General features: G+C 55.4%; 19 protein-coding genes. 1 reads left to right on the top strand and 18 read right to left on the bottom strand.

The window, feature by feature from the left end:
- Positions 1-9: 9 nt before the first annotated feature.
- The 8 genes from mobF to traH form a co-directional block, all read right to left on the bottom strand.
- Positions 10-5,877 carry a MobF family relaxase gene (gene mobF, locus CMR03_RS08425; protein ID WP_096011291.1) on the bottom strand — a complete coding sequence of 1,956 codons (5,868 nt, stop codon included), beginning with the start codon at positions 5,875-5,877 and terminating at the stop codon, positions 10-12.
- A complete protein-coding gene (traD, locus tag CMR03_RS08420; RefSeq protein WP_096011290.1) occupies positions 5,874-8,405 on the bottom strand; it encodes a type IV conjugative transfer system coupling protein TraD in 2,532 nt (843 codons plus the stop codon). The genes mobF and traD overlap by 4 nt, the downstream gene beginning before the upstream one ends.
- Before the next feature lie 148 nt (positions 8,406-8,553).
- Positions 8,554-10,587, bottom strand: coding sequence for a YadA-like family protein (locus CMR03_RS08415; RefSeq protein ID WP_029571042.1), 2,034 nt, complete (start codon positions 10,585-10,587; stop codon positions 8,554-8,556).
- An 81-nt stretch (positions 10,588-10,668) separates the two neighbouring features.
- A complete protein-coding gene (locus CMR03_RS08410) occupies positions 10,669-11,031 on the bottom strand; it encodes a hypothetical protein (RefSeq protein ID WP_029571043.1) in 363 nt (120 codons plus the stop codon).
- Between the two features lie 328 nt (positions 11,032-11,359).
- A complete protein-coding gene (traT, locus tag CMR03_RS08405) occupies positions 11,360-12,094 on the bottom strand; it encodes a complement resistance protein TraT (protein ID WP_019105781.1) in 735 nt (244 codons plus the stop codon).
- A gap of 318 nt (positions 12,095-12,412) precedes the next feature.
- Positions 12,413-12,982 (bottom strand): hypothetical protein, encoded by a 570-nt coding sequence (locus CMR03_RS08400; protein ID WP_029571044.1) that lies wholly within the window; start codon positions 12,980-12,982, stop codon positions 12,413-12,415.
- 24 nt (positions 12,983-13,006) lie between these two features.
- Entirely contained in the window at positions 13,007-15,943 is a 2,937-nt protein-coding gene (gene traG / locus CMR03_RS08395) for a conjugal transfer mating-pair stabilization protein TraG (protein WP_096011289.1), read from the bottom strand.
- Positions 15,936-17,303, bottom strand: a complete 1,368-nt coding sequence (gene traH / locus CMR03_RS08390) for a conjugal transfer pilus assembly protein TraH (RefSeq protein WP_096011288.1) — start codon at positions 17,301-17,303, stop codon at positions 15,936-15,938. The genes traG and traH overlap by 8 nt, the downstream gene beginning before the upstream one ends.
- Positions 17,304-17,859: 556 nt before the next feature.
- Here traH and CMR03_RS08385 point away from each other — a divergent pair.
- Positions 17,860-18,600 carry a hypothetical protein gene (locus CMR03_RS08385; RefSeq protein ID WP_128604195.1) on the top strand — a complete coding sequence of 247 codons (741 nt, stop codon included), beginning with the start codon at positions 17,860-17,862 and terminating at the stop codon, positions 18,598-18,600.
- Between the two features lie 410 nt (positions 18,601-19,010).
- Here the strand turns inward: CMR03_RS08385 and CMR03_RS08375 are convergent, their stop codons facing one another.
- The 10 genes from CMR03_RS08375 to CMR03_RS08330 all read right to left on the bottom strand — a co-directional run bounded on the left by CMR03_RS08375 (position 19,011) and on the right by CMR03_RS08330 (position 25,781).
- Positions 19,011-19,292: a hypothetical protein gene (locus CMR03_RS08375; RefSeq protein ID WP_029571048.1), complete on the bottom strand. Its 282-nt coding sequence runs from the start codon at positions 19,290-19,292 to the stop codon at positions 19,011-19,013.
- Between the two features lie 29 nt (positions 19,293-19,321).
- A complete protein-coding gene (trbB, locus tag CMR03_RS08370) occupies positions 19,322-19,939 on the bottom strand; it encodes an F-type conjugal transfer protein TrbB (protein ID WP_029571049.1) in 618 nt (205 codons plus the stop codon).
- Positions 19,929-20,144, bottom strand: coding sequence for a hypothetical protein (locus tag CMR03_RS08365; RefSeq protein ID WP_232285096.1), 216 nt, complete (start codon positions 20,142-20,144; stop codon positions 19,929-19,931). The genes trbB and CMR03_RS08365 overlap by 11 nt, the downstream gene beginning before the upstream one ends.
- Complete coding sequence (locus CMR03_RS08360; protein ID WP_244181353.1) at positions 20,141-20,563, bottom strand: hypothetical protein; 423 nt, start codon at positions 20,561-20,563, stop codon at positions 20,141-20,143. Before CMR03_RS08360 ends, CMR03_RS08365 begins: the two co-directional genes overlap by 4 nt.
- Positions 20,564-20,614: 51 nt before the next feature.
- Complete coding sequence (gene traF / locus CMR03_RS08355; protein ID WP_019105773.1) at positions 20,615-21,415, bottom strand: type-F conjugative transfer system pilin assembly protein TraF; 801 nt, start codon at positions 21,413-21,415, stop codon at positions 20,615-20,617.
- Positions 21,412-23,277, bottom strand: coding sequence for a type-F conjugative transfer system mating-pair stabilization protein TraN (traN, locus tag CMR03_RS08350; RefSeq protein ID WP_029571051.1), 1,866 nt, complete (start codon positions 23,275-23,277; stop codon positions 21,412-21,414). Before traN ends, traF begins: the two co-directional genes overlap by 4 nt.
- Complete coding sequence (gene trbC, locus CMR03_RS08345) at positions 23,274-23,900, bottom strand: type-F conjugative transfer system pilin assembly protein TrbC (protein WP_029571052.1); 627 nt, start codon at positions 23,898-23,900, stop codon at positions 23,274-23,276. The genes traN and trbC overlap by 4 nt, the downstream gene beginning before the upstream one ends.
- Before the next feature lie 9 nt (positions 23,901-23,909).
- Positions 23,910-24,902 (bottom strand): conjugal transfer pilus assembly protein TraU, encoded by a 993-nt coding sequence (traU, locus tag CMR03_RS08340; protein ID WP_029571053.1) that lies wholly within the window; start codon positions 24,900-24,902, stop codon positions 23,910-23,912.
- Positions 24,899-25,240 (bottom strand): hypothetical protein, encoded by a 342-nt coding sequence (locus CMR03_RS08335; RefSeq protein ID WP_029571054.1) that lies wholly within the window; start codon positions 25,238-25,240, stop codon positions 24,899-24,901. The genes traU and CMR03_RS08335 overlap by 4 nt, the downstream gene beginning before the upstream one ends.
- Positions 25,241-25,535: 295 nt before the next feature.
- A complete protein-coding gene (locus CMR03_RS08330) occupies positions 25,536-25,781 on the bottom strand; it encodes a hypothetical protein (protein WP_029571055.1) in 246 nt (81 codons plus the stop codon).
- Between the last annotated feature and the right edge of the window lie 44 nt (positions 25,782-25,825).

The following is a 25,825-nucleotide window of genomic DNA, read 5'->3' as shown; positions in this document are numbered from 1 at the left end:
AAAGGGTGATTAACGCTCTTTCTGGATGTTACGGGTCATTTCTGGCACAGGCTCAATGCGTTCGCGGCCGCGTGGTTCCGCAGGCAGGTTAAGCAGGTTCTGCCGTTCCATTTCACGGGCCGCACTGGCGACTGATCGCTCTGTCAGGCCATCCGGCATCCGTTGAGAAGGCTGCACGGACCGGTCATGTTCTTCAGTGACTTTCCGGATGACCGCAGCCGGAATGTTTCCGGCCCCCGTTTCACCTGCAGCGATTCGGATATCTGACGGCAGGCCACCGCCTGCAAGGGCGCTGATCACGGCTCTGACGATGCCGGCCTTATTCCCGTCCTGTGCAGGCATGGCACTGGCGGCCTGACGGACAAGTCCGGCATAGTCGGGCTCTTTTTCACCCGGCAGCGCCGGGATTTGCAGCCTGACGGCTTCCGCCACCCGTTCGAGCAACGCGGCACTGATGGCACCTTTTTCACCGGCTTCGGCTTCCGGAATACGGGCAAGTGCTTTCGCCGTCGCTTCCGCCGAAATCTGCTTCGCGAGGCTCTGCAGATCAGCCAGTGCCTTTTTTTCTGCCCTGTCTTCCGCTGGCCGGACTAACGACGCCGGAAACGCCTTGTCCAGGGCAGCAAGGGCAGCGCGCAGCGACGCCGTATCATCACGGACAGGGCCGTCAGCAGGCAGGTTTTTAAAAATATCCTGAAGCTCTGCCCGCACCAGACTGACCAGCGCCGCATCCGGACGTGAGGAGCGTTCCGGATGGCCACCGGCCACCTTAAGCAACTGCGCCGATGGCGTTTTCCGGCCGGTCTGCAGGACCACCCCCGTTTCCGGATGACTCCGCGCTGCTTCCATGCCCTGCACCAGAGATGTCACAATCAGCGTTTGTCCGTTACGGCTTTTCTGGAATACCGCCGCCTGCGCACCATCAGTGAACAGATCCCTCCCGGTCCCGCTAACCTTCAAACCCTTGTCAGGCTGAAGTGGATACAGGCTGACGCCTGCCGTTTTGCCGTTCCCGTCAAAGACCGGCAGGGCCAGATGGGGCGCAGGATACTTCCTGGTGGGCGGAATGATACGCGCGGTAACGGGATTGTGCTTCAGCCCCTGTTCACGCAGGAACGTCCGCCCGATTGCGGTTTTAGACAGAGATTTACCCATCCCCCATACGAGCCGCGCCTGGGCGCGTTCAGGCTGTGGATCGAGCGCATCGTGCGCCGTCTCCGGCTCCCGGTCCCTGTTCTGCAGCGTGTTCAGCCAGTCTGACAGACCGTCCGTGTAAATCTGCACGTGATCGACCGCGCGGGACAGGCTGATGTAAAACGCCCGCATTCCGCTCATGCGCTGACGCGCGCCCTCAGTCCCTTCAAGCGCAATGACGAAATCTGCACTGGCCCCCTGTGCACCGTAGCCGGTCACCGCCCACGCATAATCGAGATGTTGATCGGCAGTCACGGTACCCGGCTCTATCACCTTTTCACCGGCGGCATTCTTCAGCACCACCTCGCCGTTATCCCGCAGCGCCTGCACACGGTACTGCTCATGCGCCGCGTGGCCGGCCGCTTTCTGCGTTTTGTTCATCCGCACGCTGTCTCCCACCCGCAGTTCAATATGCTGGCGCTCGAAAACCTCGATTTCCGTCACGTTCAGCTCGGCGGGAGAATAAAAGTGTGTTCTGCCGCCTTCGTCCCGCAGGACGATCCGGTTTATCCCCGAATCAACCGCCGTCACGCTGAGATAGCTGTCGTTGACCTTTACCACCTGACCGGAACTCCAGGCCGAGGTGCGGTTGAAGTCATGACGCCCGCCCGTGATGCGCGACAGCACCGGCACCGTGACGGCCTTCTCACCCAGCTCCTTCAGTTCAGTCAGCCTGTCATGAATGCCCTGGTTAATGGCGCGACGGTCTTCGTTCAGCTGCGCGATGATGAGCGTCTTTTCCCGTGCAGCGGGCGTGCGGCCAGTCCAGTCCGCCACAATGGCCTCGACCGGTGCCTGGGTTTCGACAACAGACCGGGCGGGCAGAACCACCTGCTCTGATCGTGGCACCACCGAAGGAAGCACCTGCATGATTTTTTCAATGGCCGCGGCTCCCTTGTTCTCGATCGCGCTGTAAACCGCAGATTTCAGGTTTTCATCGCGCTGACGGACAATCTCTTTCATCACGGCCACGTCGATGGGGCTGCGCTCCTGAACCAGCCGGAAAGGCGCACCGCTCTCGGGAGAGGTAAACTGCGCGACGTCCCCGACCGAGACTGCCCGGCCCCCGCCTGATGAAATAGCCTGGTAAGCCGCCGCGGTGTCCTGGTTACCCAGCATCGATGACTCATCAATGAGGAAAAGCGAGTTCTCAAAACGGACGCTTTCGCCTTCCGCCGTGCGTTTCTGCCAGTCCACGATAAATGACTTCAGGGTCTGGGCCTCAATGCCGACGCTGCGCATCTCCTTCACCGCGCGGTGCGTGGGGGCCAGTCCGATAACCTGCGGTCGGGCATGTTCAGGCAGCGTATCAAGCGCCGACGTTACCGCCCGGAACTGAGTGGTTTTACCGGTGCCCGCATACCCCTGTATGGCAATAAACCGGTCTTTACTTCCGAGGATAAGGTGCGTCGCCTCACCCTGTCCGCCGGTCAGCCCGGCGGTGAGTGACGCAGGCACGGCCTCCATGAGCGGCGGCACGGCATTTTTTCCCGCCGCGATTTCAGCCACGATCGCCTTTTCCATCTCCCAGGTAGCGCGCGCCACATAGCGGCTCTCACCGTCAACCGACACGCGAATCAGGGCCTTGTCCGCCACCTGCTGTCGCAGCATCTGCTGCAGTCCGGGCGTGTCGGGCACAAAGCTCATGGCCTCCTTCAGCAGCGCAACCTCGGTGAAGGCCACGTCGCGCATCTGGGCCACGGCGCGCGTGAACGCCTTCTGCAGATCCGTCTGTACGGCACTTTTCAGCGCCGTCACGGCCTCCGTAGCGTCGTCCTTACCGCTCACTTCACGTACCAGCGACAGCGGCGTACGAACCGATCGCATCCGTTCAATACGGTCTTCCGCCCGGGCCTGCGGCTCGCCCGTGAAGATTTCCGCTTCATTCCCGCTGCGCGCCAGGGTGTTCATCATGTTCGCCGTCAGATCCCGTCCGTTGAGGCTGGCCAGCACCACGCCGCGATCGTTATCGAGGCTGCCGGGCGCGGCGACGTAGGCGTGGGTCAGGTACAGCGCGCGCCCGCTTTCGAGGGTCACGGGCTTTTTCTGGCCGTCGCGCAGGACGGTAATCTGCCCTTCACTGACGGACTCCACCGTCAGACGATCGCGCGCCTTCAGGCCAGCCTCTTTATCGCCGGTCACGGCAAACAGCTTCTCACCGGCAGAGACCGGCAGTGTCTCGCGGTCAAACAGCCGCCAGTCTCCCGTCAGGGTCCGGATATCCTGTATGCTGACCACCCCGTCAGTATCGATGAGCGACAGCTGGCGGGTGTCTTCGTGAACACGGTCAATGACGTAATGTCGCGTCTCATTTTTGTCCGAGCGATCTTCCAGCACCTGCCCGGGCCGGTAGGTGTTTACCAGACGACGGGTTTTGGCCGTGGTAAAAACCGGAATACGGGCCTCCACTGAGACCTCTTCCTGACCGAGTTTGCCGGCGTCTTTCAGCGCCGACCGGATGAGGCCGTTCAGTTGCTGCTGCTCACGTTCGCCTGCGACCGTCGCGCTCAGCGTCATCTCCGGCCCGCTCAGTTCGGCATAGCGCGTGGCCAGCGCCTGATAGCGGTCACGTTTGTCGGCAATACTGATGACGCGCGCTGCCAGTCCGGGCGACGGCTCGCTGAGTGACAGACGCGGGACGCCCGACTGCTCCAGGACAGACAGCGCACTTGTTGCGGCCGTGCGTCCCGCCCCGTCGAGGAACAGCAACTGGGCATTCTTCTCCAGCGCCTCGCCGGTCAGCACCAGCATCTCCTTGAGGCTCAGCTTCTCTGCGCCGTCTACCACGAGCGTACTCTGGGGCGCGAGGCTGAAGCCGTTGCCGAGTATCCGGCTGCGCTGCATCAGGCTGTCTTTCAGGATCGTGGATTTACCGAGTGACAGGGCGCGTTCGGCAGAGGCGGCCATGACCATCACGTCACGCCCGTGAGCGCGTGACGTTGTCACCAGCTGCTCTGCTGTTTCCCGCTGACGCAGCGCTGATGAAGGGGCGTTGAGGATGGCCACCGGTGCCAGCATCGCTTTCTCAAAGCGGGCGGGCACCGGCTCTTTCGGCGCGCGAAAGCTGGCCACCACGTTTTCTCTGGCCGCACTTCCCGCAACAGACTGCAGTGACAGTTCGTCAAGCAGGTGTATGCGGGAGGTGAATACGCCTTTGTCTGCATCCAGCGGCACCAGTTCGCCACTGCTGATCACCTTATCCAGGGCGCGTTTCAGATCGGGAATTTTCTCTTCATGCTGCCCTGCACTGAAGGCCGTTACCAGAAGATCGCCATACGTAAAACGGGTCTGGCTGTCGCTCAGCACGGAAATGGCTTCCCGGACGGCCTCCGTGGCATCGGTGCGCAGGGGGGCTTCAGGGCCTGACAGCACAACCTCACGCGCCCGGGCATCGCTGACGACCTGTTTGATGTCAAAGCCCAGATCGTCCATCTGCCGCTGCCAGCGCGCCTGCAGGCGGCTGCGTCCCCTTTCGGTTTCAGGTTTAACAATCGGCTCATTGCCGGGAGAAGATATGTCCCGCAATACCTGTCCTGTATCGACCGGCTCCGCTCTGTCCGGCGCTGCGGTGACGGTCTTTACAGTGGTACCTGTCTGCTCCGGTTCAGGCGCAGGCTTACCGGCGGAAACTGAGTCCGGATCGGCTTTCTGCTGAACGTCCGGATGCTTTTCAGTAGCATCGGATGCGCGGGGCTTGACCGTGTTTTCAGCGCTTTTGCCGATGGCCATTTCCGCCTGTCCGGATACTGGCTGCTGCTCACCGTCTTTCGCTTTCCCGACACGTTCTGGTGTAACCCCGTCAGGCCCGTGCCGTGTGACCTCTTCCTGACTCTTTGCCGGCAGGGTGTCATTTTCGCCGTAGCGGTCAAGCGACTGTTTACGCTGGCGCGTGTCGAGCGCGGCCACATCACGGCTTTTCAGGCTGGCATCTTCCCCCACGCTGCCATGAATTTCCCTGTGCCGTGAAGAGAACTCTTCCAGTACGGTTTCGGTAAAGCCTTTAACCTCCCAGAGGCCATGCGGTCCGCCGGTCAGCTCCGTTTCATAACCCAGCGCTTCGGTTTTTCCCTTCAGAGAACTGCGGTAAATCTGGCCAAACTTCACCTGGTGTTTGTAAATCGTCTCAATGAACCCGGTTCCGTGGATGTAGTCGGTGGACAGGGCTTTCCATTTGCCTTCATGTTCAGTGGCGTTCACCACAACGGCGTGGGTGTGAATCTGCGGATCGAGGTTGCGCGAGGTGTCATGCGTGAACAGCGCGGCCACCATCTTGCCGGTCGGTTCGATGCGGGTAATACCGTCTCGGGTGCTGCGCACGCTTATCAGGTTTTCAATCACCCCCAGCGCCTCTTTCACCGCCTCGTGATGTGCCTCCAGCAGGCGTTTGTCGCCTCCGGCCAGTATCAGCATGGAGATGCTTTTAGGGGCGGAAAACGTCAGGTCATGTCCCGGACGGTGGACGTGCGCGCCCTGCACCTCTTTGCCCAGCTCCGTTCCGTTGGGGAGCTTGCCGTGCAGCACGTCCGTAAACGTCTGCAGGTCAACCGGGCCTTCCAGGCCCAGCTCGCGCGCGCCCTCACCCAGCCACTGACTTTCCAGGTCATCGAGAAAATAGTAGTTATCTTTGCTGCTGTAGTAACTGGCAGCATCGGCGGCCGACGCCACCGGCGCAACGGTCATCATCGCTCATAATCTCCGTGGTCATGATGGTCGCCCATTTCCTGCCAGGCCTCGTAATCTTCACGGTGGCGCAGGATGTTTTTTTCATCGTCAGCCATGCGGTAGTTTGCCTGCCGGTACTGGTCCGCGTAGGCTTCCTCCCGGCTGTCATGCACGCCTTTACTGTGTCCCGCCGTCTGCACAGTGAGCTGCCCTGCATCATCTTTTTCCGCCACCATGTTCAGCTCTGGCGCTTCGCCCTGCGTACCCTCCTCAGCCGTCTCGGAGTCATCCGTGTTGGCAGGCAGATTTGCCCGGCGAGCCAGGATGTCGAGCGCACTGGTCGTTTTGACCGGTGGTTTAGGGGGTACGGGCGCGGCAACTACTTTTGCTGCCGGTACTGGTGCGGTTTTTTCTGCCGGCACGTCAGGCTCAGGACGGGCGACGGGCCTTACAGCCGGTGCAGATCGTGAAGCTGCTGCTCCACGACCGGGAAATGCCCGGACGTTATCAGGCAGCAGACTTCCAGCCAGAATCTCAGCAGGTTCCGCTGACGGGGCTTTTTGAGGGACGCGTACTGGGTGTTGCTCCGGTGCAGGCGGAGGCGGAGGCGTGACGCTGGCGGCAACAGGTGCAGGCTGCCTGACTTCCGCCCCTGACTCAGCAGCAACGGATGCCAGCGGCGGGTGTGTGGTTCCCTCCAGGATTTCATCGCCGGTCGGAAAGCGCAGCCCCAGCCCGACAGCGTCACGCTCGTTCTGGCTGATGATTTTTTCCAGCTCAGGACTGAGGTTGTCTTTGAAGTCACGCTCGATGAGCGCAGGATGATATTTCTTCTGTTCGCGGTACTTCAGGCTGAGCTTCACTACCGGATACTCGCCCGGCATACGCACGTAAAAGCGCAGGTTGGGCAGCTTCATGATCTGGTCGTAATCAACAACCGGTTCCCTGACTTTGTCCTTGCTGATGGAAATACCATCACGCTCCTGCGCTAGGCCAAAGCTGTTCTGCTCACGGGCTTCGCGCCGGCGCTGATGGCCCAGGTCCTCCTCGATCATCTTTGCCACCTCGGCGCTGGGTGAACGGCCGTAAAAGCGCGTGTTCAGCAGGTCAAAAATGGACTTGGCCATCTCGCGCCCGTAGACGTTAATCAGCTGGGGCATATTCTGAATACCCAGTACAAAACAGGCACCAAACTTACGGCCCTCGGCCAGTGTTTCGCCCAGATCCGGGAGTTTCTGCAGGCCCAGAATTTCATCGCCGATAATCCACACCCGTCGCTTGCTGTCCTCGCCCATGCTCTGAATAAACAGCGTGGCCAGCGAAAGCCACATCGTTATCAGCGGTCGGACAGATTTACGGTGACGGGCCGTGGTGGAAATAAACAGCCAGCTGTTGTCATACTGCTTCTCTGTCATCCATTCCCGGATGCTGAACTCGGGTTTACCCTCCTTGTCGAGCCCCTGCAGGTAACGCAGCGACTTGGCGTAGTTGGTCAGAACCGAGCGTATCGAGATGGCGGTTTTTTCAATTTTCTCCTCCACCAGGTTGGCGGAGGGCGTGTTTTTCAGGAATTCGCGCAGACTTTTCAGGTCAATGGACAGCAGGGTTTTCAGGAATTTTTCAATGTTGCGATTCGGGTCAGATGCAAACTGCATGGCCGTATCACTGAAGATGGTCCGTGATGAGGACACCCAGAACGGGTCCGAGTCGCCCTCAACCGGCATCAGCGCGGCCGTCATGTTCTCGTAATCCACGACCTCGCGGCCTTCACGCCACAGCACCCAGTTTTCGCAGCGTCTGTCATGCGTGTTCAGGATTTTGTCCACGCGTTCGTCGTAGTGCGTTTCGACAAACGTACCGCCCGAGTCGTAAATGATGGCGCGGTCACCCCGCTTGCGGATGTAATCAAGCAGCCAGCGGATAATGGTGGATTTCCCGACGTTGACGGTTCCGTGAATCAGGTAATTCATGATCTCGGCATTGCGGACCATGTGCAGCCCGGCCACCTGTAGATCCGACTTTTCCCCGGCCTTTTTCAGCAGCTGGTTAATAACTTTGAGGTTATCCGTAAGCTCCATTCCGGATATAAACTCATCCTCTGTTTCTTTTTTGCCTTTGTACCCCACATACCAGGCAATCAGGCAGTAAAGCAGGCATGCTGTGGTACCGCAGATCGTGGCCACAAAACGGAGGCTGGCCAGAAAGGCATTACCCATCCCCTGCATCCAGGCATCGGAGAGCAACTGGTCTGGCGTCATTTTAACCTTACACAGTTGCGTACCGTCTCCGCAGTGCCAGGTAATGTCCCAGGTCGCGGTAGCGCTGGCAGGACTGAGTCCCATCAGCGAATGCGTCGGCCATGCAGCCCAGTACCAGAAGCCATTTCGCATCACGTCATCGGGCGTAGTCAGCCAGAAAAGCAGCGCCGTAGAGGCAATAAACAGCAGTAACATCCAGTGGAAAATCCAGTTACTCACCTGCGCGAACATACGCAGGCGGTAAGCCATAATCTGGCCACCCTGGGTAAGGTTTTTAGGCGTAAAACTCATGAATGGCTCCGTTTGAGGCGTCAGAAATCCCTGCGCAGGGATGCAGTCGGGTCAGTGATGATTCAGATGAAAAGCGGTTTATGCAGCCAGTAAGGCCTGTTGAGACATGGAAGTGACGAAGGCCCGTGCTTTACTGGAAATTATGAGATCACCAGCCCATAGCCATGCCGGCAGTCATGCCCGCACCCTGTCCGGTATCCCAGGTAAGACTCACGCGCGCGCTTACCTGAGCGGCCAGACGACGCTGGTAGCCGGCAGCAATGGCCTGCTCGTCCCGGTATGTGCCGAATGCCATACCGAAGCTGTTGTCTACAGAGTTGATCAGATAAGGAATACCCGACATGGCCATCGCGGAAGCTATGCCCGCATTGGCCCGGCGTGAAAGCTGATGCACTTTGCTGTCTGTGTAGGTGTTTGCACTGCTCAGCGTTCGCCGGTCACCGTCATCCCTTGCCTGCCTTTCTGCAGAAAGCGCGCTGTCGGTATGCAGCAGAATGGCGCTCTCACGCTGGTCGGTATAGCCGTTTGCGCTGCTGAGCACGCGTGCATCACCCTGTGTACGGGCCTGCCGTTCATCCGACATCGCACTGTCGGTGTACTGATTTGCCGCCACTTCCCGCTGGTCAGTGTAGGAGTTTGCACTCTGCAGCATGCGCTGTTCGCCCTGAGTACGCGCCGTTCTTTCTTGTGAAAACAGGGTGTCGGTCCGGGTGCTGATGGCACGCTCGCGCGTGTCGGTATAGCTGTTTGCTGAGGTGAGGGTTTGTGCCTCACCCAGAATGCGCTGTGATTTTTCATCAGCAACAAGCCCGTCAGTCCTGCTGTTGATTGCCAGCTCTCTCGCATCGGTATAGCTGTTTGACGCGCCAATCGCCGCCGCTGTCTGACGGTCCGTATAATTGCCCGATTTGGCCAGCGTATCTGCCTCTCCTGAGAGACGCGCACTCTGCTGCGAAGCGGAGTAAGACTGCATTTTGCTGTTGAGAACCTGCTCTCTGGAATCTGTGTAGGCTTTCGCACTAGACAGCGTAGAGGCATCTCCGTCCTGTCGGGCCTGCTGCTCAGAGGCCATCATGCTGTCAGTACGGGTGTTGATCGCCTGTTCACGGTTTGTGGTAAAGGTTTCCGCACTGTTGAGTGTCGAGGCATCCCCTGCAGAACGGGCCTGCTGCTCCGTCGCAATCAGTCCGTCAGTACGGTTGTTGATGGCGGTTTCCCGTGTGTCCGTATAGCCTCTGGCGCTGCTGAGCGTTGCCGCATCACCGTCCTGCATTTGTCTGACGTTACTGGCATCCGTACCCGCTGTCCCTGCAGCAATATGCGTCAGACGTCGCTGGACGTTCTGACTGCCAAAAGACACCTCGTCTCCCTGTGAGGAAACGGAACCGTATCCCACAGATGTCCCACCGTTTGAGGCCTGTGCGCCCGAGCCAAAGACGAGGCTGTTAGCCCCCGTTGCGCTGGAACCGTTGCCGATAACGGTTCCGTTCAGCGCATTTTTCAGGGTGTTTCCTGAACCAATCTCAATACCGCCAGAGTCCGTGTCTCCACCGGTGTTGGTATTCCCGTCACCCAGCGTGATAGCGTACGGGCCCGTCTCTAAGGTATTTCCGTTGCCGGTAACGTTTGAAAAGGGTGAGGCAGTGACCTTGTTCGACGAGCCGAAAACGTTGATCTGGTTGCCGGAGATAGTATTGCTGTAACCAGTGGTGTTGTTTTCATCACCGCTGGAGTTATTGCCATTCCCGGTGATGGTTGAGTTATTCCCGGTAATGGATGAAGCAGTACCAAAGATATTATCTCCGTTCCCGCTCAGTGATGAGCCATTACCGAAGATATTGACGAACTGCCGGGTTCCGGTTTTGGCATTGTTCCCATCCCCGAATATGTTGCCGTAGCCTCCGGTGATGCTGTTGCTCTGCCCGAAAATCGACATATCTGAACCGTCTGTGAGGTTGGTGTCTCCGAAGACGGTGGTGGCATAGGAGTTTTTTAAATCATTATTAACGCCATAAATATCAATTTGAAAGTTCTGACAGCAGTCAGGGGTGCCGGTCACAGAATTACCGTCACCCGTGATAAGCGTGCTGGTGTAACCGGGACCGACAGTGTTGGCAGCATGCGCGCAAAAGCTTACGGCACTGATGATGATCAGTGCTATTTTAAAGTATGTGGCCTTCATTGAGATTCTCGTAAATGACTGATGAGGCTACAGGTGGGTCCGCTGCGAACGGACCCGCCACCCTTTCTCTGAGTGCAAAATTTATCTTTCAACAGAGGCTGTAGACTCAGAGCGGATTAATCCAGTGCGTCTGAGCAGCCATTCCCCCGCCATAACAGGCAGGCAGCAGGCGAACAGGATCAGATTCCAGCCGAGCAGCGTCAGAACAGACAAAACGGCACCGGCCGTAAGTGTCAGCAGTACCATCAGGAAAGGGATCATCCCCTGCGGCATCATGTCACTTTGCGCCGTGCGCACGGCCAGTTCATATGCAAACAGGGTGCTGTCAGACATGATGTACTGATGCAGTTGCATGCCAAAATGCCATAAAACCAATGCGCTCCAGGCGAGGAAAAGGGTAAACCAGGTTACAGCCGTGCGTAGAACGCCATTAAATTGCAGCATAAAAGCTCCTTGTTAAGGGATATGAGAGTCAGGACACGTCGGTGAAATTGAGAGTATGCAGCGCCCGCCGCAGACGCCGGGGCCGTTGAACCGGCGCGAGGAGGCGAAATGTCACCAGTTCAGCCATGCGGCACGAACGCACCGTTACAAAACACGGATGCTTTAATTCAGGAATGTCATCAGAAGGGGCGGCATACACCCGGTTGCCAGGAAAGAAGGTCTGTTATTTTCCTCGGGCGTATGCCTGTTTCGTGTCTTTTTGCAGAGTTCTCAGTGTCGGCGCTTAAACACACTGAAAGAACTCAGCAATGCTATACAGGTACTCAGGTTAAGGCAGGATACCTGCGACAGATTTTGCCAGTTGGGCTTCGAGTACAGGTTTGGCTTCATCGAATTTAAGGTTTACCTTGTTGGCGTTTGAAACCACACGCGTCTGATATTTCATTCGGTCACCCTGTTCGCTGCTGGTCTGCAATTTGATGCCAGATGTACCCTGTCGAAGAGCAGCTACGTTATCGGTGGTGACAGCCGCTTTACTGCGCTCTGAAATCTGTAGGTCGGTTACCATTGTGTAGTTAACGTCTTCTACCATCGCATCTGCGGCCATACCAATCAATCCTGCGGCAAGGCCAGCCCCCAGGACAGCGCCGCCTGAGTTACCGTTATAAGCTGTGATGCCGGCCCCCAGTGCTGCGCCAGCTGCGCCACCTTCATAACCGCTGTTCAGGAATCCCTGCGCTGCCCGCAAATCCATTTTATCTGCTTTCAGTACGTTGACCTGAATCCAGTAGTTGGCTGCATCCGGGCTTGAAGTGAGGGTATAGCCTTTCGCCTGAACATCCTGCCCTATAAGGCCGTACAGGTCGCCCATATCTTTATCTGAAGTATTGCGTACCTGCAGCCAAACGGTTTTATTACTTGACGGATCAAGCCAGACTGTCTGACTCATTTGCGTTTTTACATCAAGATTTCTTTTTTTGATCGCGGTACTCATCGCACCACACCCGGACAGCACAAGACATGCAGCAGCAATCGCCGCCACAAAGAGGGAACGCTTTTTCATTTCAGTATCCTTGTTAAACGAAAAAATGAGCATGAATGCCCGACAGAATTTCCCAGAGGAGTTTTTTTAGTCCTGTCACTTACTTTATTCAGAGGCAGGTGACATTGGTTTTATTTAAAGAACATCTGCTTGCTTATAATTATGCAGAGCATTGTGAGGATGTAATGGGGTTTTAATCAAGAAATGTTCTCATGACTTAAATCAAACTTAATAGTAAAAATAACAGATTTGTACTTTAGAAATAAAACCAACCGGGCGGGCGCCCGGTTTAAAAGGAAAAAGCTATTGAAAATGTGTTTAGAGCAGGTCACATCAGACTTAGATCTTCTTCAGCAATGCACTGACTTTTTCGAGTGCAACGCCTGCGCCCAAACGATTTATTTCTGAACTGACGATAATGTTAACAGAGAAAAAAAGCACCATCATTAATACTGGGATAGTAAGTACAGCCCAAGATACATAACTTGAAGCCAAGGCCGCAACGAACATTAGAAATGCAAAAACTGCAATTGTTCTTTGAACTATCTTCTTTAAGTGCAACAAAATGACGGATTTTTCACGAACATTTTTAGGAACAGCCATATATGTCATAAGGTTGTTATATACCATAAATGCAAAAAACAACCCTAAAATAAAGGTCGGAAGAAGAACTGCCCAACCGTCACTCAGAATATAATAGTAATACCCTATGATTGAATGCTGCTCGCGAGCCAAAGAAAGATAACCCAGAGCGTCCCCAACCAAACTGAGAGCGAATGCAAATGATGGAACTGCTAAACTTATTTTAAACAGGTGAGATGAAGAAGGAAGCAATCGATCACCCGAGCTGAAACTACTCATCAGCATCTCTACATCTGAATTAACATCTGCAACGGTTAAATTACTCATCTTACACCCCACCTGTTCAAACTTTTAAGAAGCACGCTTGTTCGATGCTCTAAGTTCTTCTATTTTACGTTTTAAATATTCAGATTGCGCATCGTCAATCTTGGGCTTTGCTTGGCTAATTTCTTCTTCAGCACGACCGATTTGTTGGCTTTTCACAGCACCCTGATGCTCATTTCTGAGTATATCACTGGATGCCTGAACAGTGCTTTTATTTTTGCTTATTTCTCCGTCAATTTGTCCAATTTTTCCCGTATTCTCAAAGTTTCTGTCTGCAAGCTTATCAGCAATATTTTGAGGACCACTCAAAGAACCAGCTTGTTGGTTGATACGGTCTACACCAGCCTGATAATCGCCGCTGATTAGAGACGTCCCAGCCTCCCGCCCGCCAACAACATTTCTTTCTGAACGCCCATGAATCGTGTTACCGCCGCTGCCATTATTTCCTGAAGCCTCAAGAGAGCCTGAAGGTGTTAGAGGCTGAGCTGCAACCTGCTCCGTTCTGCCAGCATAATTCTGCATGATTTCAGGTTCCAGACGTTCTTTCATGAACTCGGTGGCGGCTGCCTGAGCTGTGTTGACGTTGGTCAGTACGTGCTGTGCATCGCTTCCGTACTTAGCCGTAGTCCAGTCCACAAACTCCTGATTGTAATTGGCGTCCAAACTTGCGCTCTGGTTCTGAGCCAGCGTGGCCATACGGCTGAATTCCTGACTACGGGTACTGCTGTCCGTATACTGGTGATACTGACTTTTCGCATCATTAAGCGTGGCTGCAAACTGTTGCACTTTTGAATCTGACTCGTTGTTAGTATGGCTTCCAGACTCGCTCAGGCGGGTAGATGTGACCATGTCCATACCCTGACGAAATTCTTTCGCATCCTGGCTGTTCCTGTCGTTACGGTAGTCATGCCCCTCTGCATGGCTGTCCTGTGTGCCATGTGAGCTGCCAGAAGAGTGTCTCCAGTCGGCGTTCAGGTTCACTTCACCACCACCACTCAGGCCCGTTGCCCATTTACCCAGTTTGGTCGCGAACATGTCACCCGAATCATATTTACCGTAAATTTTGCCACCCGCACCAGCGCTTCCCTGGTTGGTGATGTCCATGAGTTTGTTATAGGCCTCTTGCTGTGAAATGTTGTGTGACTTCGCATAACTTTCAACGGCTGACTGCATCTGGCTGGCTCCACGTGAAACGTTAGAAGCCACGCTGTTATCACTTCCCTGCGTCATTGAGTCACTCGCACCACTCTGATGGCTTAACTGCTGCATCTGCTGATAACCGCTGGTTACGCTGTGATTGTAACCATCCAGTGCCGTCTGGGCTTCCTGCTGTGCCTGTCGAGACTGCTCGGAGAAGCCGCTGCTTGCCAGAGAACTCAGTTTAAGATTCACCGGCAGATTTGAAATGGCACCACTGGTGTCATAAACGTTATGCCCGTCAGCCGTCTGAGTATGTGTGGCACCATTGCTGGTCTGGAACGACTGCTGGCCGGACCGCTGCGCCATATTGGTATCAAACTTGTTGGCATTCACGTTATCCATCGACATATTGTTAAAGGACCAGTTGCCGTCTGCGGTCGTTGAAGCCTGACCGCTCGTTGTGAATGCTGCTGAACTCAGTACCCCACCTACCGCCTGCGAGGCAATGGAAGCCGCACCCTTTGTCAGAAAGAATGACAATACCGGTATCGACATGCTGAGGTAGCCTGCGATGTTGGCAGCATCTGAATGCTGAAGCGCCACCTGATCCATATTGGCCAGTACCAGCGGTGTCGCACCAGTTTTCGTCTGCAGATAGAAGTTGGCCAGTGAATTGAGTACGGCAAACATGACTGGCCACATCTGAAAGTACAGAAACCCGCCTGCATACATCTTCAACGTGTTAAGGCCGAATATGCTGTGGTTAACCAGCGACAGCACAATAACAAGCGGAAACAGTGCTATCAGAATCAGCATCATCAGTGACTGGAACATCGGCAGCGTCCGCGTGGCGATTACGCCGCCCGCCCCCCAACTGATACGCTGCTTGGTCAGGCTTGATTCTGTCGCGAGATTCAGCAGGTTCGACGTATCGGAGGAACGCGCCGCAAATCCTTTCCAGCCGTCACGGATAGCCGCATTAGTGATGTTATTGCGCATGATCTGCGATGCCGTGAGCCCGCCGGAATAGAAGAAACCGTAACTGTCGTTCATCGCATTGATCAGCATGGAATCCGCGTTCACTTTGTTCCCGAAAAGACGGGTTGCAACAGAGTGAAGGGTATCAGCACCAGGCACGATATCCCGGCTCACCAGTGTTTTGATGGACGCAGCAGCCTGCTGACAGGTCACAAACACCTTCCCGTTGCCCGTATTCTGGTAAAGCCCGCGCAACGGACTCGGCTGACTGGTGATAAGTGTCAGAGGGTCGCTGCTGTGCAACAGGTCGTTAACCGTGTATTTGTTGTTCAGCATAATATCGCCAATCACACAGTTCTCGACGTAATCGGGAAGCAACTGCGCCAGATCCGGATTGAGCGTCCGGAAATCGGACGACTGCGCAACAATCTGGGAGCCAAAGAGCATGCCGGTCTTGGTGTAGGTGAGTGAGTCAGGCCGCGCAAGGCTGTAATCATACAACTGAGCAACGGCAAATCCCGGTGCGGTCGTCAGCCCTGCGATAGCGGCCAGTCCGGCTGGCACATTATCGACCTCATAGACGGCGGCCGGATCGGTAATGTCATGAATCTGCACGCTGCGTTTTGGCACGAGCAGCACCGACGTAATGAGAAAGAACACGCCAAACCACTGCAGGAACACCATCGGATTTCGCGATTTAACAAAGCTGGCCATCACACCCAGCACCCCAAACAGGCCGACAATGCGTTTCAGCGTGTCATAGGTGTCTGAACCGATAATGGTCACCACACCGTTGAACACCTGCCGCCACATGTCACCGCCATAGATGGTCCAGACTTCAGTCATTGCCCGTTCCCCACTGGTAATTACTCTGGTAAGACGTTGAGATAATGGTTGAAACCTGCTGCTGCAGGTACTGCATGTTGCGGTCAATGCCGTCGAGCGCATTCTGGTCTGCAGTGGACTGGAGTTTCATCTGTGCGAGCAGCGACTGCGCAGTCAGGACGTTGCCCCGCAACTCTCCTGCGGCCTGTTCCGGATAGTTTCTGCCGGCGAGAGACTGACTTGCCTGCTTTACCAGCTCCTGCAGGTACTGAATCATCATGTCCTGCGCGATAAAGTCAGCCACCTGAACCAGGTAGGTCGGACTCATACCCATGCTGCGCGAGTTGGTCAGATATTTAAGTACCGGCACTGACGTCGTGTTGATAAAGCCTTTTTCCTGATCGGTCAGCGGTGAATCTGAACTGAGCTTTCCGTCAATCGACAGCATCAGCCTGCGCACCTGGGAAACCAGAGCGGCATCGCTGCTGATGTTCACTGTTGCGACCGTGGGGCCCAGGCAGAGATCCATTGTGTCGCAACCATAGATTTTCGCAGTTCCGCCGTTCATAAGAACCGTTATAACGTCGCGGTTATCCACCATCGGGGGGAGGATTGTCACCTGGCCCTGAGCGTTAAATACGATAGAACCGATGATGCTCATCACCAGTTCTTTGAGTTCATTGTTACCGTCGAACAAGTGATTGCGGCCCAGGGCGTCCCAGATAAGGTTTTTGTTTTTGAGCACCTGATCTTTCATCTGGTCAGAGGCGCGACTGGTGACGCTGTCGCCCTGCCCACCCACTGTACAACCCTGTCGTGAAGCGGCCCAGTCGGCAAAAATGTTACTTTCACCTGCAATGTCCTGACATATTTTCTGGTTTGAAACCTGCGTTACCGGCCAAAGCCCGCCGATGATGCCCTGAGCGGCCTGACAGGAACTCATGTTTGCAGAGTTAACATCCGAGGCGAGCTTTTGAAGAAAGTCTTTGGCCTGCTTGAGTTCCGGCACCATCGTCTGGAGCGCCAGATCGAAGGCATAGCCGGCAGCGTTACTCATGATCTGTTTCACGAAGCGCTGCAGTTCGGCGCCATTGATGAAAGAGAACGCCCCCAGGTAAGAGTCAATTCCGCCACAGCCCGCATTGAGCGTAGGCACCTGCATAGAAATAAGCTGAACCTGTTTAACCTGGTTACGCAGGTAAACCGAACCACCGGTAACATAGCCTGCGGCCTGTCCCTGCCATGCCTGTGCTCTTGAGACGTTACCGTCAAAGCCCAGACTGCCAAAGTAGCCGTTGAGATCGCCCTGCACGTCGGCCAGCGCAGGCGCGCTGATGAACAGTGCCACAGCGGTAGAAAGAAGGAACTGCCTGAGTTTCATGTAGTGACGCTCCGTAACAGGCTATGATGCCTGGTTGATTTAACGGCTCAAATAAAATCAACAGACAGCCAGCCGATAACAGGGATTAAGGGCCCATGCGTTGAGTCGTGGACTGTCGTTTTAAGGGAATGAGGAACTGAGAGTGAAAACAAGATACGAGATGCTTATTCTCGCCATCCTGATGGTGTGTGCGTTCAGCTATGTGTTTGTCTGCAGCTGGTATGACAATGATTACAAAGCCAGAAAACATGAGCAGCCTGCGCGTTCACGTGCAGATATCTCAGGCAGCTATGATCCTGAACTCCTGACTCATCGTCTGATTAACTTCGACAGGCGGGCCGGGATTGCGTCAGAAAAAAACGCAAATCTGGCATATGGCAATACGCAGGGCTGGCTCAGCGATGTTAAAAAACATTGCGACACAGCACTCAGCAATAAGGATTATCTGGCCTGTGCAAACCGCCTGCTGGGCAGGCACTTTTATTATTCACCTGTGCAGGCCGTTTCAGACGGCTGGGCAGGACATTACTCAGACTGCGATCTGAACGCTTATCTGTTGATCGATGCAATGCATGCGGCTGGCCGTGAGGCTGAAATTTTTTATGCCCCACATCATGCTTTCATCTCGTACAGAGATGAAAAGACGCATGAACCGCTGTACTGGGAAACAACCAGTCAATACAACACAGGACAGGCTGCTGATCTCAGACTGGATTTTTACCGCAAAACGCCCAGCCGTTTCTATTACACGCCTGAGTCCGCCGCCTATGCAGAAAACATCTATCCGGCACTGGTCATCGACAAGATCCCATCTGAAGAAAGACGCAAAGCGTTGCTGAACAGTCTTCGCCAGCAGTTTCCGGACAATCCTGCGGTGCAGGACGCCTGGTATGAGCAAAAATCTGTCATCACACGTGATGATGCACTGTCGCTGATTTCTGAACTGAAGACCGACATTACCTCCGTATCAAAAAGAATTCTGCTCATCAGGTATTTCAGCAACCACCTTGAGGAAGATAAAGCCCAACAACTGCTCAATGAGATTTCAGATGAAGACTGCAATAACGCCTGTCTGAAGCTTAAAAGTCAGCGCTCTGTAATATACCGTTTAGCGGGATGGAGCCTTGAGAGGCTAAATGCGTTAAATATCAGGCTGTCCCTGAGTGTCTTTTTCATCAGTATCAGGGATTCACTGATATTGTGCGGCATCATTCTGCTGGCTTACGCAACAGGCAAACTACTCCAAACATACTCCATAAGAATAGGTAAGAGAGATAATTTCCTTCCGCCACAATAGCAGGATATCCCCGCTGGCAAAAAACCCGTAATGCCGCAACCAGGCTGGCGGCCGCGATGAAACCATAGCGTCTCAGCCAGCCTGAAAGCGTCGGAAGCACACCGTAACTCTTACAGTCCAGCCAGAGGCACCACAACGGGATTAGCGCCAGCAGCCAACCCGAAAGGCTGAGCATTCTGACGTCCATCAGAAAACGTGCAACCTGTGGCGGTGGCAGGGGAGGCTCTGCGACCGCACTGAAAAAAAACAGCCAGCCAGTCCCCCCGGCCCACATCAAGGCACTAAAGAGTACGAACCTCTCTGCGCAGGTTGTGAATTTGCGTCTGCAGGCTATGTTCTCTGTCTTCATCATTTGTTCCTGTCGGCTTGAATCCGAGCAAGCCTGGTTCAATCCGGCTGGTTGAGGCCCTTTAATTAAAGGGATGTTCAGTCATAAATCCGTTACGGCGCAGCGTGATACTTATCAACGCACCACATCCCGCGCCCCCTGCAAGTGAAATCAGAAACAGCAGTGGAAAATCGCGAACCGCACAGATCAGTCCGGCATTCGCGCCAGCGCTCAGGATAAGGAGGCCACCTCCGGTCAATTCGCAGACAAGCCAGGCATAGAGTCCTGATGCGGCCAGAAATGAGGCACAGACAAGCAACAGCACGCTCTCAAGTCTGTTGAGCGTCAATGGTTCTTCAGTCATGTTTATCCCTGGGCGGCAATGCCGCTGCGTTACTGAGGGGTAACCGAGCCGCTGCTGGGAACCGGCCCCAGCGTGTCCGGAGGAAGGTGATCAATATCCGCTTCAATCATCTGTGACAGACGCTGGCTCATGGTGGCCATATCGGTATCACCCTGATAAAGCGGATAGGCCGTGTTGGTATTGACGTTGACCATAAACGTTGTCGGCGTGGCTATTGGCAGGCCATTACCGAAAAAGGTCAGGATTTCGCCGGCAATGGGTTCATTTGGACCGGCTTTACGAGGTATCAGCGCGACCGGAAAAGACGCGTCCCCATACCCGTCGAGCGAGTAGGGATACACTTTGATGCCCATTTCATCTGCCCAGGATTTCAGCTTGGGATCGAACTTTGCGCTGTACTGGCACCCACGCTGCATGAAGACCACCACAGCATAATCATTAATGTTGACCTGACGACCGTCAGCCAGTTGAACCATACTGGGTGGTCTGTTTACATGCCGCTGCGAGCCGGGTATACCCAGATCCGGCAACTGTGGGCCCTGCTTTGCTTTCATACGCTCAAGCGCGGCAATCTCATCAGCCACCGTCGCCTGCGCCACCACCGGTGCGAAAAGCATCATCATAACAAGCAGCTTTTTAAGCCTCATTATGACCTCCACGCCCACGCCCTGTGCGCCGGTAAACGATAATTTCATAAACGACTAACATCGCCGTCATACCGAGATAAAGGCTGCTGAGAATGACGAGAACATCGTGTGTGACGGTTACAGACCAGTTAAGTAACTGGCGAAGACAGTTACAGATAATGCCCGCCATAAACAGCGCGGCAATCAGCGGAAGTCGTTGCATCATTTACCTCGTTTATGACGGCGGCGGAAATGGTTAGCGTAGAAACTCGCAAGCACGGAAATCATCACGCTGGTTAAGTAGAGTTTCCGAAGCAGGTTGTTTTCCTGAAAAATCCAGGTTTCACGGCTTTCAGCAACCTTCACACATTTAGACGGGGGAGCCTCCGGTAGCTCAGGCCTTGCTGTCACGTCACTTCGGGACAGTGGAGGAAAGTCAGCTGGCACAGTGGGAGCAGGCTCGTCCTGCGACTGGCAGGTCCATACCTGACCGGCAGCTGCATCGCGCACCGCCTCTTCAGCCCAGTTCAGAAGCATCAGCCCTCCGCTTCCGGTCTTATTCGCGCAAAAAATGAAGAGTAAAAAGAAAAACATCGCCGGATGAATCACAAATGTCCGTAGCGTCAGGTTTGCCAGCCGCTGCACGGCCGTAAACCGTCCCTGCCACACGGGAGAGAGCAGTAACATAGGAAGTCCTCAGAAGTTGGGTTTAAAGCCGGTGGCTACGTTCAGAAACCGCTTCGCCAGGTCGTCCTGGGTCATAAAGCCGTAGGCCAGCGGCCGGTAATTCTTCGATTTAGGGTCAACCAGAAACAGTGCCGGAAAATGGGTTATTCCCATTCTGGCGGTCTGACCGGCGTCAGTCCGGCTGTCTGGCACCTGTGGAGAAACGGTGCCGTCCACGCTGACCGGTATCAGCGAGATATGCCGGAGTCTGGCAAAATCCGCCACTACACCAGCCATCTGCGCGTCAATCGGGTCCTGCCCGCGGTAGAAGTAGAAAAGGCCGTATTCGCCGGACAGTTTTTTAATGGCGTCGTTCTGCTCCTCCTGGTCCCGCGCCTGCTGCAACGGTGCCGTACTGTTGTAGTGCGGATGCTCCAGGTTGTAATCGAGGTCAGGATGATCAAGCTGCGCCACGGCAAACGACTGGCTGAACATCGAGGCCCGGTCGGTCCAGAACTTCTGCCAGCGCAGAAACGTCGCGGTATTTTCAGCTGAAGGATGCAGAATGGCGTTGTTAAGCGCCTCTTTCGTGTACCCCTTAAGAACATCAGCCTGCTCGGAAGGGGTTAACTTGCTGAAATCCGGCACACCGGGTTGAGGCGGTTTAACTTTCGGCGCGGGTGTTTCCGGCTTCTTTTTGGGCTCGTTATACCAGTGCCAGCCGGTAAATGGCGCAGCAGGTGTGATTACGGCGTCGGCACTCTGCGCATCATCTGCCAGTACCGGCGCAGCCCCTGCCATCAGCAGACAGGCAAGCAGCAGACGCTTCATTTTTTGCCTCCGTTTTGTGCCGCTGCCTGAGCAGCGATACGCTGTTTAGCCTGCTGAACCATCGAGGCCGAATCCGGGATTTTCTGGTTGGCCATGAGATCGCTGTAGAAGTCCTGGAAGTTAATCAGGTCAAAGTTAATGGACTGCAGCTCCGGCACAGTGATCCCGCGACAGTTCGGCGAATCGCCGCTGCCGAAATCCACGTGCAGCTGGTCACGCCGCCCCTGCTCCTGAATGATGCGGCTCAGCTTGCCGCCAAAGACGCAGTAAACCTGACTTTTCTGCACACAGACGCCCAGCACGGCGTGATCGCACTTGTCACCCACGTAAACCGTGACCTTTTTGGCCTTTGCCTTGCCGATGGCCATCTCCTCGCTGTTGCAGTTCGCCAGTCCGGAGCTGTTGCCCCAGCCGGTATCCACGCAGCAGTTAGAGAATCCTGCAACGGCCTTGCGACACGACATCGGCTGACCGGTAAAGGCACGGATGTCCGTCTGACTGCCTTTTTTTACGTCATCCCCTGCAGAGGCGAGACCGGCAAGCTTTGAAATCGACATATCAAAACCATTGTCCCCTGTGCCGTCCGTGTCGCTGCAGTCGCCGGAGCGGCAGAAATACTGGCCGCCACACAGCAGGCCCTGTGAGGTATAGGTGGTCTGACACTGGTAGGTGTCATTCTCATGCATGCAGGCACCCGCCTCTGACCGGGAGCAGCTTCGTCCGGCCAGCGTACAGTTGCGGTTGTTGATGAGCTGGTCGCAGTTGCCCGTGGAGTTCACCGGCACGACATAGGCGTCCGAGTACTGCCAGCAGTCGCTGTACTGGGTGTAATCCCGGCCGTTCTGGGTAATAGTGCGGTTCCCGCCCGGGTCTACGCACTGCGAGCCCGCGCTGCTGGTTGCCGTTGATTTGTCGAAAGGACAGCTTTCGGTCCAGACAACCTTTGACGATGTGGTGTCCCGTTCTGCCGTCATGGGGAGCGTAATTCGTGCTACGTACTTCCCGTTTGCCAGAGCCTTCTTCAGTCCATCGCGGTAACTGTCATTATGGCCAGAAGAATTCCACCGGAGCCTCATGGATATGACCTGCCCCTTACTGACATGCTGTGACGCAATGGAGAAAGCGCCTGAATTGTTGAGGTCGAATGTGATCGACTGTCCTAAAGACTGCATTGAAAAAGTAAATCCCCCACCGTGATAGTCGGGTGAGTCGGGCTGCTGAAAAACCCAGCTGCCGCTGTTCAGCGTTCCGTCGTCCGGGGCCGTGAAGTCATAACGTACCCACCAGTCCCCTTCGTTGTTGCCTGATGAGTTTCTCGCGTCCATCACAAACTGCGTGGTGTAGGTCTCTTTCGAGCCGGTAACCTGAATGCTTGCCGTACGGGCACAGGTCTGAATCTGATTCACGTCCCTGTCGCAGCTGTAGTTCTCAAAGACCGACTTCGATACAACCTTTTCGCTGCAGTTGGCGTTAGTGCCGTCAACGATACTGCCCCCGTTAGCCTCGGCGTTCTTGCCGTTCTGAATAAAGTCGGCGTTCGGATCAATCTTCGGCGACGGGTTTTTGGTGCTGGAATCATTCACCGCCTGACCGGCGTCATTCTGACTGAGTGACGTCTGACCTTTGTCGGCAATGCCGCCGTCTCCGCCCCGCACGCCGCCGTAGTTGCTGCTCTGCGAGGGGTTCGGGGTGTAACCAGGGATAACCGAGGACGGGTCCGTTCCACTGGCGGACGAGGTGCCCTGATTTTTATTATTCTGACCAAAGTTACTCGCATCATTGAAGGCATCACTGTTGGCATCAGCGTAAGCACCGCGTATGCCGGTGAGCAGCAGAAACGCCAGAAGACATAACCGTTTCATCGCCCCTTTTCCCCTTCTCTCAGCAGTTGCGCCGCGACGGAGCCACAATCGCCGAGCAGCTGAATCTCTTTCAGTGCCTGACGGAGTTCCAGGTTGCCGTAAATGACGTCGTAATTTTTCCCGCAGGTCACCACCAGTGCCGGTACCGCTTTGATGCCGTACTGCTGAAAAAGCGTCGGATCAATCTGCACACCGGCTTTCTTGTCCTTTTTGGAGAGTTCAACCATGACTTCCGCCGTCTTATGAAAGTCGTTGTTGAGCAGACCGCGAATGGTCGCCGGGATACCAAAACGCCGCGCATCCTGCAGCATGAGCACCAGACCGTCCTCCGGAATGCCCAGGCTCACGAAATACACCGCGCGCGGTACAGGGCGGTCCGCGCTGTTCTGCTCTGCCTGAGACGCGGCTATCTCGTTCTGGAACTGAGTCACGCGGTTTTGCTGCATGTCAGGCAGCGCAATGTTTGCGCCTTCCAGTTGCTTTTTAAACTGCTCCAGCTCCTGCTGCTGCTGTTTCATGTATGCCAGATTGTCACCTGATACGGTGGGCTGCTCCGCTGCGGACAAAGCACAGGCATAAAACAGCGCGGCGCTGATGATCAGTGCCCTCAGAGAAATGTTCATGATGAGTCCTTACAGATAAACGCAGTTGCGCTTTCGCCAGAGCAGCCAGCCGAAGTTCTTCTTCGTGGCCGGGGTGTTATGAGTGCTGCCCCACAGCTGCGTCGAGGTCCCGAACGGATGGCAGTCGCCGGGTTCGGGATACATGTTGACCATCTGATAGCGCCATCGCGATTTTGGGATGATCGGGGACGGATATTCATAGCAGACCGCCGTGTCGGCCCCGACCGTCTCCATTACCAGCCCCTCGCGGTGCAGCTTGAAGGCCATGCGTTCCGTCACCAGCAGGGACGCCTCCAGCGGTGAAAACTCGTTGCTGGTATAGCCCGTGAACGGGTACATCGAGCCCTGTGCACCTGCGCACCAGAAAAGCGGGTCCAGCGGCATGCCCGCCGTGGACGAAATGGAGTCCGCCGCACAGGCCCCCTGCGCAAGCAGGTTATTGAACAGCGCCACTTCCGGATTGATGATCATCGAGAGCGTACTGTCGTTCCACAAAGGATCGACTTCCGAGAGGTACGCAATATCCATGTCGCCGGTCTGCATACAGCCGGTACTGGTGATGATGTTCAGCCAGAACAGCAGCGGGTATTTATACCAGTGCACGTGATAGAAGGCCCCCGGCGCGGGCCTGTCACTCTGCCCTCCGGTCCCGGTGCCGGTGCGCCCCAGGTCGATTTTAAATCCGCCCATATTGACCATCACGCCCGGTTCGCGCGTGACGTCGGTGAGCGCCAGCGGCTCCCAGAAGCCGATGGCCAGCCCCAGACGGTAAAAGATGCCGTAGGGACAGAGCTGAATGGGCATAGACGGGTTCGGCGTGTCGGGGTGCGCGCCAGACGCCAGCTGAATACTGCCGAGCGTCATAGGGAACAGGCACTTCCAGCAGACATCACTGATGGGATTCACCCACCGTCCGTCACCGGCGTTACTCCCCCCAGCTATTGCAGGCCTGATGACCGTCACTGACAGCAGCAGGCACAGGACCAGTAATAATCGTTTCATTCGTCCGTCCTGTCCGACAGCGAACGAAGCCAGACACAGACCGGACCGTCGTCGGTGTCATGGATACTGCCGGTAAACCAGCCTTCTCCGGGCGGTTTAGCCGGAGTCCAGTCACTGCAGTCACCGGTTTTCCAGAATCGATTCATCTGCCGGTCCTCCACCTCATTTTCCATCCACGATGTCGCCGACTGCAGGCAGTGCGTCTTCAGCCAGTCATTAAATGCACCGGGCGGCGCAAACTCTCTGTCATCTGGTGGGGAATAATAATAAGGATGGGTCCAGTGGCCCCAGCGATCGCGCACGACTTCGTGCGCCGAAATTTCAGCGACATTATTCATAGAATGTATTCCGGTTACGGAGAGTGTCAGTTAGTCAGGCCTGCCCGCGAAATGCAGGCTGAGGCGTACCGCAGCAGGGCGAGAAACGAACAGCCTGCGTGCAGCGGGAAGGAAGGTTTCAGAGGCTCACGCGAAATGCTTTATGACCAGAAGGCTGGCAAAAAACACGCCCAGTACCAGGGTCATTACAATGCTGTACCTGTCCATAATCTGAACTCCGGTTTAAGAAGATTTTGTCAGCAGGCCGCAAAAGGTTCAGCCCGCATCAAATCCAGTAAGGCAGGATGAGTCAGACTCAGTGACTCCCTCCGCCACCGCAGTCGCCGCCGGCATCGGATGCGCTACAGCCTCCGTCATGCCCTCCACTGTCCGGGCCGCTCATCATTACGACCGACGTGATGCTGCTGTCATCACCTGCTTTACGGGTCAGAGACGTGTCTGTCTGCAAATCGGGTGCGCTTTTACCGAAAATTATCATCCAGAACATCCACAGCACGGTTGCGATACCCGCTGTCACCAGAAGGATCTTTGCCACAATCATGATTCATGACTCCTTAATGAGGCCTGCCCTGCCTTGTAGGGATA

The sequence above is a fragment of the Pantoea allii genome (assembly GCF_002307475.1).
Lineage (GTDB): Bacteria > Pseudomonadota > Gammaproteobacteria > Enterobacterales > Enterobacteriaceae > Pantoea > Pantoea allii.
This window is presented reverse-complemented; position numbering and strand designations above follow the sequence as displayed.